Annotated in this window: 13 protein-coding genes; all 13 read left to right on the plus strand. The window is 66.3% G+C overall.

Translation table 11 applies throughout. The annotated features are described in order from the left end of the window. Window positions 1–65: 65 nt before the first annotated feature. The 13 genes from ctaD (at window position 66) to AC0IWM_RS08405 (ending at window position 13,774) form a co-directional block, all read left to right on the plus strand. A complete protein-coding gene (gene ctaD / locus AC0IWM_RS08345; RefSeq protein ID WP_056475726.1) occupies window positions 66–1,697 on the plus strand; it encodes a cytochrome c oxidase subunit I in 1,632 nt (543 codons plus the stop codon). A 166-nt stretch (window positions 1,698–1,863) separates the two neighbouring features. Then, window positions 1,864–2,814: a heme o synthase gene (locus AC0IWM_RS08350; protein ID WP_471754216.1), complete on the plus strand. Its 951-nt coding sequence runs from the start codon at window positions 1,864–1,866 to the stop codon at window positions 2,812–2,814. Beyond that, the gene (locus tag AC0IWM_RS08355; RefSeq protein ID WP_056475733.1) at window positions 2,811–2,984 is read left to right on the plus strand and encodes a hypothetical protein; all 174 of its coding nucleotides are present in this window, start codon (window positions 2,811–2,813) and stop codon (window positions 2,982–2,984) included. The genes AC0IWM_RS08350 and AC0IWM_RS08355 overlap by 4 nt, the downstream gene beginning before the upstream one ends. Before the next feature lie 27 nt (window positions 2,985–3,011). After that, a complete protein-coding gene (locus tag AC0IWM_RS08360; protein ID WP_471754218.1) occupies window positions 3,012–3,623 on the plus strand; it encodes a cytochrome c oxidase assembly protein in 612 nt (203 codons plus the stop codon). Window positions 3,624–3,760: 137 nt separating this feature from the next. Next, window positions 3,761–4,618, plus strand: coding sequence for a cytochrome c oxidase subunit 3 (locus tag AC0IWM_RS08365; RefSeq protein ID WP_056475738.1), 858 nt, complete (start codon window positions 3,761–3,763; stop codon window positions 4,616–4,618). A gap of 92 nt (window positions 4,619–4,710) precedes the next feature. Then, on the plus strand, window positions 4,711–5,121 hold the full coding sequence (locus AC0IWM_RS08370; protein ID WP_471754219.1) for a DUF983 domain-containing protein: 411 nt from the start codon (window positions 4,711–4,713) through the stop codon (window positions 5,119–5,121). A gap of 2 nt (window positions 5,122–5,123) precedes the next feature. Next, window positions 5,124–5,888: an SURF1 family protein gene (locus AC0IWM_RS08375; RefSeq protein WP_471754221.1), complete on the plus strand. Its 765-nt coding sequence runs from the start codon at window positions 5,124–5,126 to the stop codon at window positions 5,886–5,888. An 82-nt stretch (window positions 5,889–5,970) separates the two neighbouring features. Beyond that, window positions 5,971–6,387 (plus strand): DUF4864 domain-containing protein, encoded by a 417-nt coding sequence (locus AC0IWM_RS08380; RefSeq protein ID WP_471754223.1) that lies wholly within the window; start codon window positions 5,971–5,973, stop codon window positions 6,385–6,387. Window positions 6,388–6,453: 66 nt separating this feature from the next. Continuing rightward, complete coding sequence (thrC, locus tag AC0IWM_RS08385; RefSeq protein ID WP_471754225.1) at window positions 6,454–7,866, plus strand: threonine synthase; 1,413 nt, start codon at window positions 6,454–6,456, stop codon at window positions 7,864–7,866. 6 nt (window positions 7,867–7,872) lie between these two features. After that, entirely contained in the window at window positions 7,873–9,168 is a 1,296-nt protein-coding gene (locus tag AC0IWM_RS08390) for a M16 family metallopeptidase (protein ID WP_471754227.1), read from the plus strand. A 208-nt stretch (window positions 9,169–9,376) separates the two neighbouring features. After that, window positions 9,377–12,274, plus strand: coding sequence for an EAL domain-containing protein (locus AC0IWM_RS08395; RefSeq protein ID WP_471754229.1), 2,898 nt, complete (start codon window positions 9,377–9,379; stop codon window positions 12,272–12,274). A gap of 130 nt (window positions 12,275–12,404) precedes the next feature. Continuing rightward, complete coding sequence (locus tag AC0IWM_RS08400) at window positions 12,405–12,761, plus strand: hypothetical protein (RefSeq protein ID WP_471754231.1); 357 nt, start codon at window positions 12,405–12,407, stop codon at window positions 12,759–12,761. Window positions 12,762–12,829: 68 nt separating this feature from the next. After that, window positions 12,830–13,774 carry a ferredoxin reductase domain-containing protein gene (locus tag AC0IWM_RS08405; RefSeq protein WP_471754233.1) on the plus strand — a complete coding sequence of 315 codons (945 nt, stop codon included), beginning with the start codon at window positions 12,830–12,832 and terminating at the stop codon, window positions 13,772–13,774. Window positions 13,775–13,824 lie beyond the last annotated feature (50 nt).

Consider the following 13,824-nt stretch of genomic DNA (forward strand, 5'->3'; position numbering starts at 1 on the left):
CCTCGAGCGGCGCTCGGTCCCACCATCGAGATGATTACGAGAAACCTGGACTAAGGTCTGCATCCATGGCGAACGCCGCTGCACATACGGGGCACCACGACGCCCACGACCACCACATGCCGTCCTTCTTCTCCCGCTGGTTCCTGTCGACGAACCACAAGGACATCGGCACCCTCTACCTGCTGTTCGCCTTCTGCGCGGGCATCATGGGAGCGTTCCTCTCCTTCGGCATCCGCATGGAGATGGAAGAGCCCGGCCTCCAGTACTTCGCCAATCCCGGCACCTACAACGTGTTCGTCACCGGACACGGCCTCATCATGGTGTTCTTCATGGTGATGCCCGCCCTGATCGGCGGCTTCGGCAACTGGTTCGTGCCCCTCATGATCGGCGCGCCCGACATGGCGTTCCCGCGCATGAACAACATTTCGTTCTGGCTGACGGTCGCGGGCTTCTTCAGCCTCGTTTGCTCGCTGTTCGTCGAGGGCGCCCCCGGCTCCTCCGGCGCCGGCACCGGCTGGACCGTCTACCCGCCGCTGTCGAGTTCCGGCCACCCGGGCCCGGCCGTGGACTTCGCGATCTTCGCCCTCCACCTCTCCGGAGCGGGCTCGATCCTCGGTGCCATCAACTTCATCACCACCATCCTGAACATGCGCGCGCCGGGCATGACCCTGCACAAGATGCCGCTTTTCGCCTGGTCGATGCTGGTGACCGCGTTTCTTCTGCTCCTGTCGCTCCCGGTGCTCGCCGGCGCGATCACGATGCTGCTGACCGACCGCAACTTCGGCACGACCTTCTTCGATCCGGCCGGCGGCGGCGATCCGGTGCTCTACCAGCACCTGTTTTGGTTCTTCGGTCACCCCGAAGTTTACATCATGATCCTGCCGGCCTTCGGCATCGTCTCGCACATCATCTCGACCTTCTCGCGCAAGCCCGTCTTCGGCTACCTCGCCATGGCCTACGCCATGGTCGCGATCGGCGTCGTCGGCTTCGTCGTGTGGGCGCACCACATGTACACGGTCGGCCTGTCGCTGCAGACGCAATCCTACTTCGTCTTCGCCACGATGGTCATCGCGGTTCCCACCGGCGTGAAGATCTTCTCCTGGATCGCGACGATGTGGGGCGGCTCGATCCGCTTCACCGCCGCCATGCACTGGGCGGTCGGCTTCATCTTCCTTTTCACGGTCGGCGGCGTCACCGGCGTCGTGCTGGCGAACTCGGCGGTCGATAAGTACCTGCACGACACCTACTACGTCGTGGCGCACTTCCACTACGTCCTCTCGCTCGGTGCCGTGTTCATCATCTTCGCAGGTGTCTACTACTGGTTCCCGAAGATGACTGGGCACATCATCCCCGAGTGGGCCGGCAAGCTGCACTTCTGGCTCGCCTTCATCGGTGCGAACGTACTGTTCTTCCCGATGCACTTCCTCGGCCTTGCCGGCATGCCGCGCCGCTACGCGGATTATCCGGAAGCCTTCGCCGGCTGGCACAAGGTCTCCACCTGGGGCGGACATATCTTCGCCCTCGGCATGGTGGTGTTCTTCATCGGCGTCGTCCTGGCGTTCCGCTCCAGCAAGCGCGCCGCCGACAATCCGTGGGGCGAGGGTGCGACCACCCTGGAATGGACGCTGTCCTCTCCTCCGCCCTTCCACCAGTTCGAGACTCTTCCCCGGATCGTCGACGAACCGGGCCACCACTGAGGCCCATCACAGCTTCGAGGATTGCGAGGACCGCGCGAGCGGTCCTCGCTCTTTCCCGGAAGCCTCGGCCAAGCTCATGGGAGCGATGCCGCGGCTTCTCGCAAAGGGCGGCGCCACGCGGCGCGATCCGAAGCCCCATCGGACACGAAAACCGTATCAGGAACCCATGACGAGCCTGTCGAACAGCCTACCCGCTGGCGCCGAGCCGCAAGTTCTGTCGCCGGTCGGCGGCGAGGTGTCGGACTTCTTCGCCTTGCTGAAGCCACGCGTGATGGTGCTGGTCATCTTCACCGCCCTCGTCGGCATGCTGGTCTCCAACGTTCACATCCAGCCGGTGGTCGGTTCGATCTCACTGCTCATGATCGCCGTCGGCGCGGGTGCCTCGGGCTGCCTGAACATGTGGTGGGACGCCGACATCGACGCGGTGATGACCCGAACCGCGAAGCGTCCGATCCCGGACGGCCGCATCCGCCCGGACGAGGCGCTGGCCTTCGGCATCGTGTTGTCGGTGGGATCGGTCCTGGTGCTCGGCCTCGCCTCGAACTGGCTGGCCGCCGGACTCCTCGCCTTCACGATCGTGTTCTACGCCGTGGTCTATTCGATGTGGCTGAAGCGGGCCACGCCGCAGAACATCGTCATCGGCGGCGCGGCAGGCGCCCTCCCCCCGATGGTGGGCCAGGCCGCCGTCACCGGCACCATCGGCATCGAGTCGCTGGTCCTGTTCCTGATCATCTTCATCTGGACACCGCCGCACTTCTGGGCCCTCGCGCTCATCAAGTCCGCCGACTACGCCAAGGCCGGCATCCCGATGATGCCGAACGTGGCCGGGCCGGATTCAACCCGTCGCCAGATCATCGCCTACTCGATCATCCTGTTTCCCCTCGGCCTCGCACCCGTCGCCCTCGGTTTCGGAGGCTGGCTCTATGCGGTGACCGCACTCCTCGGCGGCCTCGGCATGCTGGCCTTCAGCGTCCACGTCTTTCGCAATCGCGAGGGCGAGCCCGAGCGCAAGGCCGCAATGGGCATGTTCGGGTTCTCGATCCTGCACCTCTTCCTGATGTTCGCGGCCCTGCTGGCGGAGCAGAGCCTCGGACTCTTCCGCGCGGTGAGCCTGTGAGCGATCGACCCGGCCTGCCCGGAAGCCCACGTCCGCTGACGCCCGAGGAGTCGCAGCGCCGCCGCAAGCGCTCGATTGCCATCGCAGCCGTCCTGTTCGCTCTCGTGACCATCTTCTACGTGCTGACGATCGCGAAGCTTGGGCCCCAGGTCCTCAACCGCCCGATCTGATCGCGCCGGACAACGGAGACGCTTCTGATGGCCGACCCCAGACACGCCCTGCGCGGACCCGGACGCCGGGCCGGCGTCACGGCCTTCGCCTGCGCAGGCCTCGCCTTCGGCATGATCGGCCTCGCCTTCGCGTCGGTGCCGCTCTACGACATGTTCTGCAAGGCGACCGGTTACGATGGTACGCCGCGCACCGGCCTCGCTCCGACGGCGGCGGCGATCGACGACAGCATGGTCGTCCATTTCGACACCAATGTCGCGTCGAGCCTGCCTTGGCGCTTCCAGGCCGAGTCGCCGAAGGTCGAGGCCCGCCTTGGCGAGACCAAGACCGTTTTCTTCCGCGTGAAGAACACCGGCGCCACACCTTCCACCGGCATCGCCACCTTCAACGTCCAACCGGGGCTGATGGGCAGTTTCTTCGTCAAGGTGCAGTGCTTCTGCTTCAACGAGCAGACCCTGCAGCCGGGCGAGACCATGGATTTCCCGGTGGTGTTCTACATCGACCCCGAGGTCCGCAAGGATTCGAACACGGCGCACCTGTCGGAGATGACGCTCTCCTACACCTACTTCGCCTCCAAGAACGGCCAGCCCACGGCCGCGCTTGCGACAACGGGCGGCACGGGGACGAAGTCGAATTTTTGATGGCGCAAGCGTGACAACAGCAGGTGACCCTGGATAAGGGTTGGCCACAACAATCCGGGGCAACCCGGTCGGGACGATGCATTCAGTGGCTCGAAGGCCGGTGACGGTCCGAAAGTCGGGGGTAGGAGAAGAGTTCAATGGCCGAGGCGCACGCCAAAAATCACGACTTCCACATTCTCGCCCCGAGTCCGTGGCCGCTGATCGGCGCCTTTTCAGGGTTCCTAATGGCGTTCGGCGCTGTGTTCTGGATGAAAAGCCTCCAGATCGGCACGCTCACTCCCGGTCCCTACATCTTCGGCGCCGGTCTCCTCGGCGTGCTCTACACCATGTTCGCCTGGTGGAAAGACGTCGTGCACGAGGCCAACACGGGCGACCACACCCGCGTCGTGCAGCTGCATCACCGCTACGGCATGATCATGTTCATCGCCTCCGAGGTGATGTTCTTCGTGGCCTGGTTCTGGGCCTACTTCGAGGCGGCGCTCTACACCGCCGATCCGATCCAGGCTTCGCGCGTCGATTTCACGGGCGGCACTTGGCCGCCGAAGGGCATCGAGGCGTTCGACCCCTGGCACCTGCCGCTCCTCAACACCCTGATCCTGCTCACCTCCGGCACGACGATCACCTGGGCGCACCACGCCCTTCTGCATGACGATCGCAAGGGCCTGAAGTACGGCCTCTGGCTGACGATCATCCTCGGCGCCCTGTTCTCGGCCTGCCAGGCCTACGAGTATGCCCACGCCCATTTCGGCTTCTCGGGCAGCATCTACTCGTCGACCTTCTTCATGGCGACCGGCTTCCACGGCTTCCACGTCATCATCGGCACGATCTTCCTCGCGATCTGCCTCTACCGCGCCTATCTGGGTCAGTTCACCACCCGCCAGCACCTCGGCTTCGAGTTCGCTGCGTGGTACTGGCACTTCGTCGACGTGGTGTGGCTGTTCCTGTTTGCGTCGATCTACGTCTGGGGCGCTGGAGCAGGCCACGCGGCCCACTGAGTCCGGCCTTCACCGCATGCCAGGATTGAAGGGGGCGGCGCGAGCCGCCCTTTTTCGTGGGCGCGCCTGAAGAGCGCGTGGGTCATTCCCATATGAAACCGAGCGGCGCGGCGCCGTACGAGGAGTTACCGATCTTGGACGCATCGCGGCCGAAGCCTTCCCCCGTCTCCGCTGGCCTTCGCGGCCGCTGTCCGCGCTGCGGCGAGGGCCATATGTTCGACGGCTTCCTCACCTTCCGGCCGTCCTGCGAGGTCTGTGGCCTCGATTATGGCAGCTTCAATTCCGGTGACGGACCCGCCTTCTTCGTGATGTCGATCGTCGGCATCATCGTGGTCGGGCTCGCCCTGTGGATTGAGATCACCTACGAGCCGCCGATCTGGGTCCACGCCCTCGTGGCTGGCACCCTTTCGATCGGGCTCAGCCTGCTGCTGGTGCGTCCCCTGAAGGGAGTCCTCGCGGCCCTTCAATTCACCAACAAGGCCGAGCAGGGACGCTTCCGGTAGCCATGGCTTCGACTCTTCGCCCCGGCGCCTGGCGCAGCATCCTGGCGCCCGGCCTTGTCTCTCTTGTCTGCCTCGCCATTCTTCTTGGGCTCGGAATCTGGCAGCTCGAGCGCAAGGGTGAGAAGGAGGCGCTGATCGCCCGCATCCTGGCACGCTCGAAGGTCGAGCCGCCGGGCACGCTCCCGGTGCCGCAGAACTGGGACCCTGTCCGGGACGAATTCCGCAGGGTCCGCGTCACCGGCAGCTTCCAGCATGAGAAAGAGACGCTGGTCCATGGCCTCGCCGCTGGGGAAGTGCCGGGGCGGGCACTCCAGGGCTCCTACCTCCTGACACCGTTCCAGATCCAGGATGGCGGCACCGTCCTCATCAACCGGGGCTTCGTGCCCACGGAGTTGAAGGCGCCTGCGAACCGCTTGGCCGGTCAGGTCGCGGGGATGACCACCGTCACCGGCATTCTGCGCGGCTCCGAGCCGCGCACGATCTTCGTGCCGGCGCCGGACCCCGTCCGCAACGAGTGGTTCAACCGCGACATCGCCGGTATCAGTGCCTCGCGCGGCATCGGCGCCCCCCTGCCCTACCTCGTCGAGGCCGATGGAACCCCTAATCCGGGGGGCTGGCCGAAGGGCGGGCAATTGCGCGTCGACCTGCCGAATAACCACCTGCAGTATGCTTTCACCTGGTTCGGCATCGCCGCCTGTCTTATCGGCGTCTTCGGCGTCTTCGCCTGGCGCCGCCTGCATGAGGATCCGGCCGCTGCGCCCTCGTGACGGGAACGGCTGAAAATTTGCTTCGCCCGGATCGTGGCCCAGTTAACTTTCGGACAGGTGGTCACGATACGGAGTGGGTCCCATGCGCGCCGTTCTCCTGCTCCTCGCCCTGCTGACGAGCCCGTCGGTCGCTCTGGCTGTCGACGCCGCCGCCCGAGACGCCGCGAGAGCCACGGTCGAGCGGCAGATCGACGCCTTCCAGCGAGACGACGCGGCGACTGCCTATGCCCAGGCCGCGCCTGCCATCCAGAGCATGTTCCCCTCGCCCGAGACCTTCATCGCGATGGTCCGGCAAGGCTACGCCGCCGTCTATCGTGCTCGGCGCTACAGCGTGGATCGCATCGAGGAAGCCGGCGACGACGGCCTCGCCCTCGGCGTCACCCTGCAGGACGCCGAGGGCACCGACTGGGCCGCCCTCTACAGCCTTGAGAAGCAGGCGGACGGGGCCTGGCGGATCACAGGATGCCGGCTGGTGAAGGCACCGGGCAGCAACGCCTAAGACTGCCCAAGCCTTTCGACACGCCCGCCGACATCGTGTAGACGGGGCGCCTTCCCGGAGGCCCCCTTGCTTCACGTTTCGACCCGCGGCGCCGCGGCGCCCCTCAGCTTTTCCGATGCCCTGCTCGCCGGCCTCGCCCGAGACGGCGGCCTCTACGTGCCCGAGACCTGGCCGCAGATCGCCGCGCCGACGATCGCCGGGCTTGCGGGCGTGCGCTACGCCGACGCCGCCAAGACCGTCCTGCGCCCTCTCATCGACGGGGAGATCGCCGACGCGGACCTCGATCGGATGATCGAAGAAGCCTACGCCACCTTCCGGCATCCGGCCGTTTGCCCGCTCACTCAGCTCGACGACAATCTGTTCCTGCTGGAGCTCTTTCACGGCCCGACGCTCGCGTTCAAGGACGTGGCCATGCAGCTGCTCGGGCGGCTGATGGATCACGTCCTGCGGGCGCGCGGCACGCGGGCCACCATCGTGGGCGCCACCTCCGGCGATACCGGCAGCGCGGCGGTCGAAGCCTTCCGCGGCCTCGATCAGGTCGACATCTTCATCCTGTTCCCGGAAGGGCGGGTCTCCGAGGTCCAGCGTCGTCAGATGACCTCCGTGGGCGCGCACAACGTCCACGCCATCGCCATCGACGGCAACTTCGACGATTGCCAGAACATCGTCAAAGCCCTGTTCCAGCACGCCGATTTCGCCGACGACGTCCGGCTCTCAGGCGTGAATTCGATCAATTGGGCCCGCGTCGCCGCCCAAGCGGTCTACTACTTCACCTCCGCGGTGGCGCTCGGTGCGCCGCACCGCCCGGTCTCGTTCGCGGTTCCAACGGGAAATTTCGGCGACATTCTCGCCGGCTGGGTCGCCAAGCGCATGGGCCTGGGCATCGAGCGTCTGATGATCGGGACCAACGCCAACGACATCCTGGCACGGACCCTGGAGCACGGCGCCTACGAGGTGCGCGGCGTGCAGCCGACCACCTCCCCTTCCATGGACATTCAGATCTCTTCGAACTTCGAGCGCCTGCTGTTCGAGGCCCTCGGCCGTGATTCTTCCAGCCTCGGGCGGCTCATGGCCGGCCTGAAGCAGTCGGGCGGCTTCCACCTCGATCCGACAGTCCTCGAGACCGTTCGGGCGGAGTTCGATGCAGCCGCCGTCTCCGAGCCGGAGGTGATGGCCGAGATTGCCCGGACCCACGCGGAGACCGGGCACGTCATCGATCCGCACAGCGCCATCGGCGTGCACGCGGCGCGCACGCTTCTGCGCCAGGATCCGCGCACACCGGTCGTGGCTCTCGCCACTGCACACGCGGCCAAGTTTCCCGACGCGGTCGCGAAGGCGATCGGCGGTCGGCGGCCGGAGTTACCGCCGCATCTCGCCGACCTGATGGACCGCAAGGAGACCTTCTCGCGCGTGGCCAACGATCAGGCTGCGGTCGAGACCTTCATCCGTGAGCGCGCCCGCATCAGCAAGGGAGCGTGACCGCTCATGAACCAGCATTTCGCCACGCATGGTGCCTCGCCCGATCTCAAGATCACCAAGCTCGACAACGGGGTCACCGTTGTCACCGAGGCGATGCCGGGCGTGGCGACGGCGACCCTGGGCGTCTGGGTCGGCGCCGGTTCGCGCCACGAGCGCGCCGATGAAGGCGGGCTCAGCCATCTCATCGAGCATATGGCCTTCAAAGGTACGAAGACCCGCTCCGCCCGCCGCATTGCCGAGGACATCGAGAATGTCGGTGGCGACATCAATGCAGCCACGAGCGCCGAGGGCACGAGCTACACCGCGCGTGTGCTGGGCGAAGATGCCGGCGTCGCCCTCGACGTCATCGGCGACATCCTCACCGGCTCTGTCTTCGATGCCGGCGAACTCGCTCGCGAGAAGAGCGTGATCCTGCAGGAACATGCGGCGATTGAGGATACCCCCGACGACGTCGTCTACGAGGCCTTCACCGAAGCAGCGTTCCCCGATCAGCCGATGGGACGGCCGATCATCGGCACGCCCGAGACCATCAACAGCTTCGACCGCAAAGCGATCGAGGCCTACATCGCACGGGAATACACCCCCGACCGCATCGTCCTCGCGGCTGCCGGCGCCATCGGGCACGACCGCATCGTCGAGTCGGCGGTGCGCTACTTCGGCGCCATGAAGCCGAGCCAGGCGCCCGAGACCGTGCCCGGGATCTACGGCGGTGGCGAGAAGCGGCTACCGAAGAAGCTGGAGCAGGCCAATGTCGTCCTCGGCCTGCCAGGGCTGTCGTTCCGCGACGACGATTATTACGCCCTGCACATTTTCGCGCAGGTGCTCGGCGGCGGCCTGACCTCGCGCCTGTGGCACGAAGTACGCGAGACCCGCGGCCTCGCCTACGAGATCCAGTCCTTCCACTGGGCGTTCTACGATTGCGGCCTGTTCGGCATCGGCGCCGGCACCTCGGGGGGCGACCTCGCGGAACTGATGGACGTGACGCTGGCGACCACCATCCGCGCTGCGGCGGACGCCGACACCATCGAGATCGCCCGTGCCAAGGCGCAGCTGAAGGTGGCCCTGCTCTCCGCTATGGAGACGCCCGGCGGCCGCATCGAGCGCAATGCCCGGCAGATCCTGGCCTGGGGACGGGTCATCCCGGCGAGCGAGGTCATCGCGAAAGTGGATGCGGTGACCGTGGACGACGTCCGTCTGGCCGGTCAGCGCCTCCTGAAGGGTGCCCCCACCCTGGCCGCTATCGGCCCCATCAAGAAGCTTCCTACCCTCGATCGCATCAAGGCGACGTTGAAGGCGGCCTGAGCTCGGCCGATGCGGCTTGTTTTGGCCGCAAAGGCGGGCGATCGAAATCGTTCGGCGTCACGGTTCAGAAGCGGTGAACGCCGTCGCGCAGGGCGGCCCGTCGCCTTGCTCGCTGCGGCCCTCACCGATACGACTGGATGCACAGCTGAGCCGTATCCCTTCGCCTGCCTCCGTCGATCATGCCTCGCCCGGCCGGAACACTCGCCCGTTGCGTAGAATCGCCCTCGTCCTCGCCGCCGTCGTCCCGGCCCTCGTCGCGGCGCTGCTCTCTGCGCTGATCGTCAGCGGTGCGGCGCATGCCGTCGAGGCCGTGCGCGTCACTCTCGATGCGTCCGCCATCGACCTCACGCCGATGATCGAGCGCTATCGCTCCGACGGCGACCTGATTCAGATTTCCACTGCCCCTGGCAAGGACGGCATCGTCCGCCGCATCGTCGTGAAGGCCCGCGAGACCGGAGCCCGGCCCGATTGGATGGTGTTCGCGCTCACGAACGATACCGATGAGCAGGTCGACCGTGTCCTCGTCGCTCCGCACTTCCGCCTCGTCGGCTCAGGCGTGATCTGGCCGGATCTCGGCGGCTCACGCATCGCGGCCATCACCGCAAGCCAGGGAATCCGGCCCGAGCGGGACGAAAATCCGGAAGCAGATCAGTTCGTCATCACGCTCGATCCCGGCGCGACGGTCACCTACGTGGCCGAGTTGCGCGGCCCCAACATCCCCCAGGTCTATCTCTGGGACCAGGAAGCCTACCGCAAGAAATCGACTGGCCTGACGCTCTACAAGGGCATCATCATCGGTATCGCCGGCCTGCTCGCCCTTTTCCTGACGATCATCTTCGTGGTTAAGGGGGCAATCATCTTCCCCGCCGCCGCATCCCTGGCCTGGGCCGTGCTGGCCTATGCCTCCATCGATTTCGGCTTCCTGCAACGCGTCTTTTCCATCACCGAAGTGGCCGAACGGGTCTATCGCGCTTCGACCGAAGCGGTCCTCGGCGCGACGCTGCTGGTCTTCCTGTTCGCCTATCTCAACCTCAGCCGCTGGCACGTTCGCTACAGCCACGTGGCGATCATCTGGCTGCTGTTCCTCGCCTGCCTCGTCGGCCTCGCGGTGTTCGACCCGCCGGTCGCCGCGGGCGTCGCCCGGATCTCGATCGCGGCGGTGGCCGGTGTCGGCCTGCTGCTGATCGTCTACCTCGCGGCCCATAACGGCTACGACCGGGCCATCCTGCTGGTTCCGACCTGGTGCTTGCTCCTCGTCTGGGTCGTGGCCGCGGGCTTCGCCATCACGGGGCAGATCGGTAGCGACCTCGTGCAGCCCGCCCTGATCGGCGGCCTCGTTCTCATCGTCATGCTGATCGGCTTCACGGTCATGCAGCACGCCTTCGCGGGCGGCGGGCTGACCCATGCCCTGGTCTCCGATACCGAGCGCCGCGCCCTCGCCCTCACCGGCGCCGGTGACGTGGTGTTCGATTGGGATGTGCCGGGCGACCGCGTTTTCGCCGGCCAGGAGATCGAGGGACAGCTCGGTCTGAAGCGCGGTGCCCTGGAAGGGCCGGCGGCGAATTGGCTCGCCCTCGTCCATCCCTTCGACGTCGAGCGCTACTCCGCGGCCCTGGATACGGTCATCGAGGAGCGCCGCGGCCGCATCGTCCACGACTTCCGTCTGCGTTCCACGGCCGGCCCGTACTACTGGTATCGCCTCAAGGCGAGGCCGGTGATCGGCTCGGACGGCGAGGTCATCCGCGTCGTCGGCACGATCAGCGACGTCACCGAGGTGAAGACGGCCGAGGAGCGCCTGCTCCACGACGCGGTCCATGACAGCCTCACCGGTCTGCCGAACCGCGAACTCTTCTACGATCGCCTCGACGCGGCACTGGCCTTCGCCAGCCAGGATCCGCGCCTGCGCCCGACGACGATCGTCCTCGATATCGATCGGTTCAAGGCGATCAACGACGCCATCGGCCTGTCGGCCGGCGATTCGATCCTGCTGACGCTCTCACGTCGCCTCGGACGCCTGCTCAGACCGCAGGATACCCTGGCTCGGGTCGCCGGAGACGAGTTCGCGCTGATCCTGTTGTCCGAGCGAGAGCCCGACCGCATCCTCGCCTTCGCGGAGATGATCCGCAAAGCGATCGCGACGCCCATCACCTATGCCGATCGCGAAATCTTCCTGACGGTCTCGATCGGTCTCGCCCTTCACGAGGGCGCCGCCAACCTGAAGCGCGAGGAGGTGTTCAAGAACGCGGAGATGGCCATGATCCAGGCCAAGCGCGGCGGTGGCGATCGTACGGAGGTCTTCCGCGCCACCATGCGCAACGAGCGCAGCGACCGGCTGATGCTGGAGGCCGACCTGCGCCGGGCCCTCGATCGGAACGAGATGAAGGTCCTGTTCCAGCCGATCGTTCGCCTGGAAGACCGCACGGTCGCGGGCTTCGAGACGCTCCTGCGCTGGGATCATCCCAAGCTCGGCCGCATCGGACCCTCCACCTTCCTGCCGATCGCGGAAGAGAGCGGCTTCATCGTCAACCTCGGCATCTTCGCCCTCGAGCGCACGGCCTTGGAACTGGCAGCCTGGCAGCGTTCCCTCGACGTGGACCCGCCGATCTTCGCCTCCGTCAACGTTTCCTCGCGCCAGCTTCTGCGCCACGATCTGCTGCACGACGTGAAGACGATCCTTGCCCGCTCCGGCGTGATCCCCGGCTCGCTGAAGCTGGAGATGACCGAAAGCCTGGTCATGGAGAATCCCGAATACGCGGCGCAGATGCTCCACCGCATCCACGACCTCGGCGCGGGCCTGTCCCTCGACGATTTCGGCACCGGCTACTCGGCGCTGTCCTATCTGCAGCGCTTCCCCTTCGACACGATCAAGATCGATCAGTCATTCGTACGTCAGATCGCGACGGGGCAGACGGCGATCCTCCGCTCTATCGTGAAGATGGCTCAGGAACTTGGATTGTCGATCGTCGCCGAAGGCGCCGAGTCGGAAGTCGACACCCAGATCCTGTTCGAGCTGGGCTGCGACTATGCTCAAGGATTTGCCTTCGGAGAACCGATGTCGATGCTCCAGGCCAGGCAGTTGCTCGGTGCGGCGCCGGAAGCCGCGTGAGAGAGCTCGACCGGATGCTCGCATCGTGCGGCATTCGCTTAAACCTCCCTTAACCATGATCCCCCATTCTCAGCCTCGAGTTGATGTGCGGGCGGCAGGGCGCGATGCGCTGGCCGAGGGAGATGGCGTCATGGCGCAGGCAGCGTTGCGGATCGTGGATGACGAGATCGACACCGGCCTCGTCCGGCGTTTGATGGCGCGCCCGCTCCGCACAGCTCCCGAACCCGCGCCGATCGTTCCGGACGCTCCGGTTCGCCCGGTGCCCGCGACCGAAGCGATGCCGGCATCTGCGTCAGGCGAGGTGTCCCGGCTGAAGGCCGAGGTCATGGTGATGAAGGCCGTCCTCGGGGCCGAGCGGCGTGAGTCGGAGCGTCTCCGGGCCTGCATCAGCCGCATCGACGGCGCCGAGGCGCTGTCTCCGGAAGCCCAGGCGGTTCGCGATCGCTGGGCGGCTCTCGTCGACCATTTGCTCAACGAACCGCGCTGAGACGTGAGGGTCGTCGCCCGACCCCGCCGAACGCCGCCCGTCCCTTTCCCCACCACTGAAGGACGACCATGAGCGCCCGCTGCTCGCTCGTCGTCAACGGCAAGTCCGTGCGCGTCTCCACCGGGGATACCCCGATGGAGGCCGCCCTCGCCGATGGGATGATCGCTCCCCTGCCCGGCCCTGGAAGCCAGGGTTCCGGCCCTGCGCCACGCCGGGCACAGAGCCGTGCTCACCGCGGTGAGTCCATCAAGCTCTCGCTGCCCCGGGCGGCGGCCATCGAGCCGCCTTCGCGCCTCGTGCTGCCGAGCCGTCCGACCGCCGTCCAGAAACGGAGCGGTTCGGTCACCGAGATCATCGCACTCGGGCCGCACACCTTCCAGGTCGTGGTCACGATCACCCGCCGCCTCGCCCTGGAGCCGGGCCACGGCGTCGACGTGACTTTCGAGAACTTTGCGCCCGTCACCTTGAGCCCGACCCTCCGTGTCGATGGATCTGCCGAACTCAACGAACTGGTCTTTCATATCCGTCAGGACCGCGAAGGCTTCGGTCTCGGCCATGAACTGGTCGAGGCCCTGGAACTCGACCATCCGGTGAAAGTGAAAGGCCCCGTCGGACGCGGCTTCTATCGAGCCGGTGGGGGACGTCTCGTGCTGGTCGCTTCCGAGACGGGCTTTGCCCCGATCTGGTCGATCGCGCATGCGGCGCGGTACATCGAGCCCGCTCGCGAGATCATGCTCATCGTCGGCGCGCGCAATCCCCTAGACCTCTACATGCGCCCTGCCCTCGACTGGCTGCGCGCGACCGGCGTCACCCGGATCGTCACGGTCTCGGACCGGACCCGCCAGCGTCCACCGGAGGTTCGTCCTGGCCCGCTGACCGCTCACCTGCCTTGCCTGCGTAGCACCGATGTGGTCCACGTCGCCGGCGATGCCTCGACGGTGGGCGCCGTCGAGGTCCTCGCAGCCACGACCGGCGCCCGCTGCCATCCCATTCTGATCGACGCAGGCATCTGAAACCTCCCGCCGCCCAGGGCAGGTGTCAGAATGAAACGAGGCGCATCCCG

It is taken from the genome of Methylobacterium sp. AC433 (assembly GCF_979253015.1).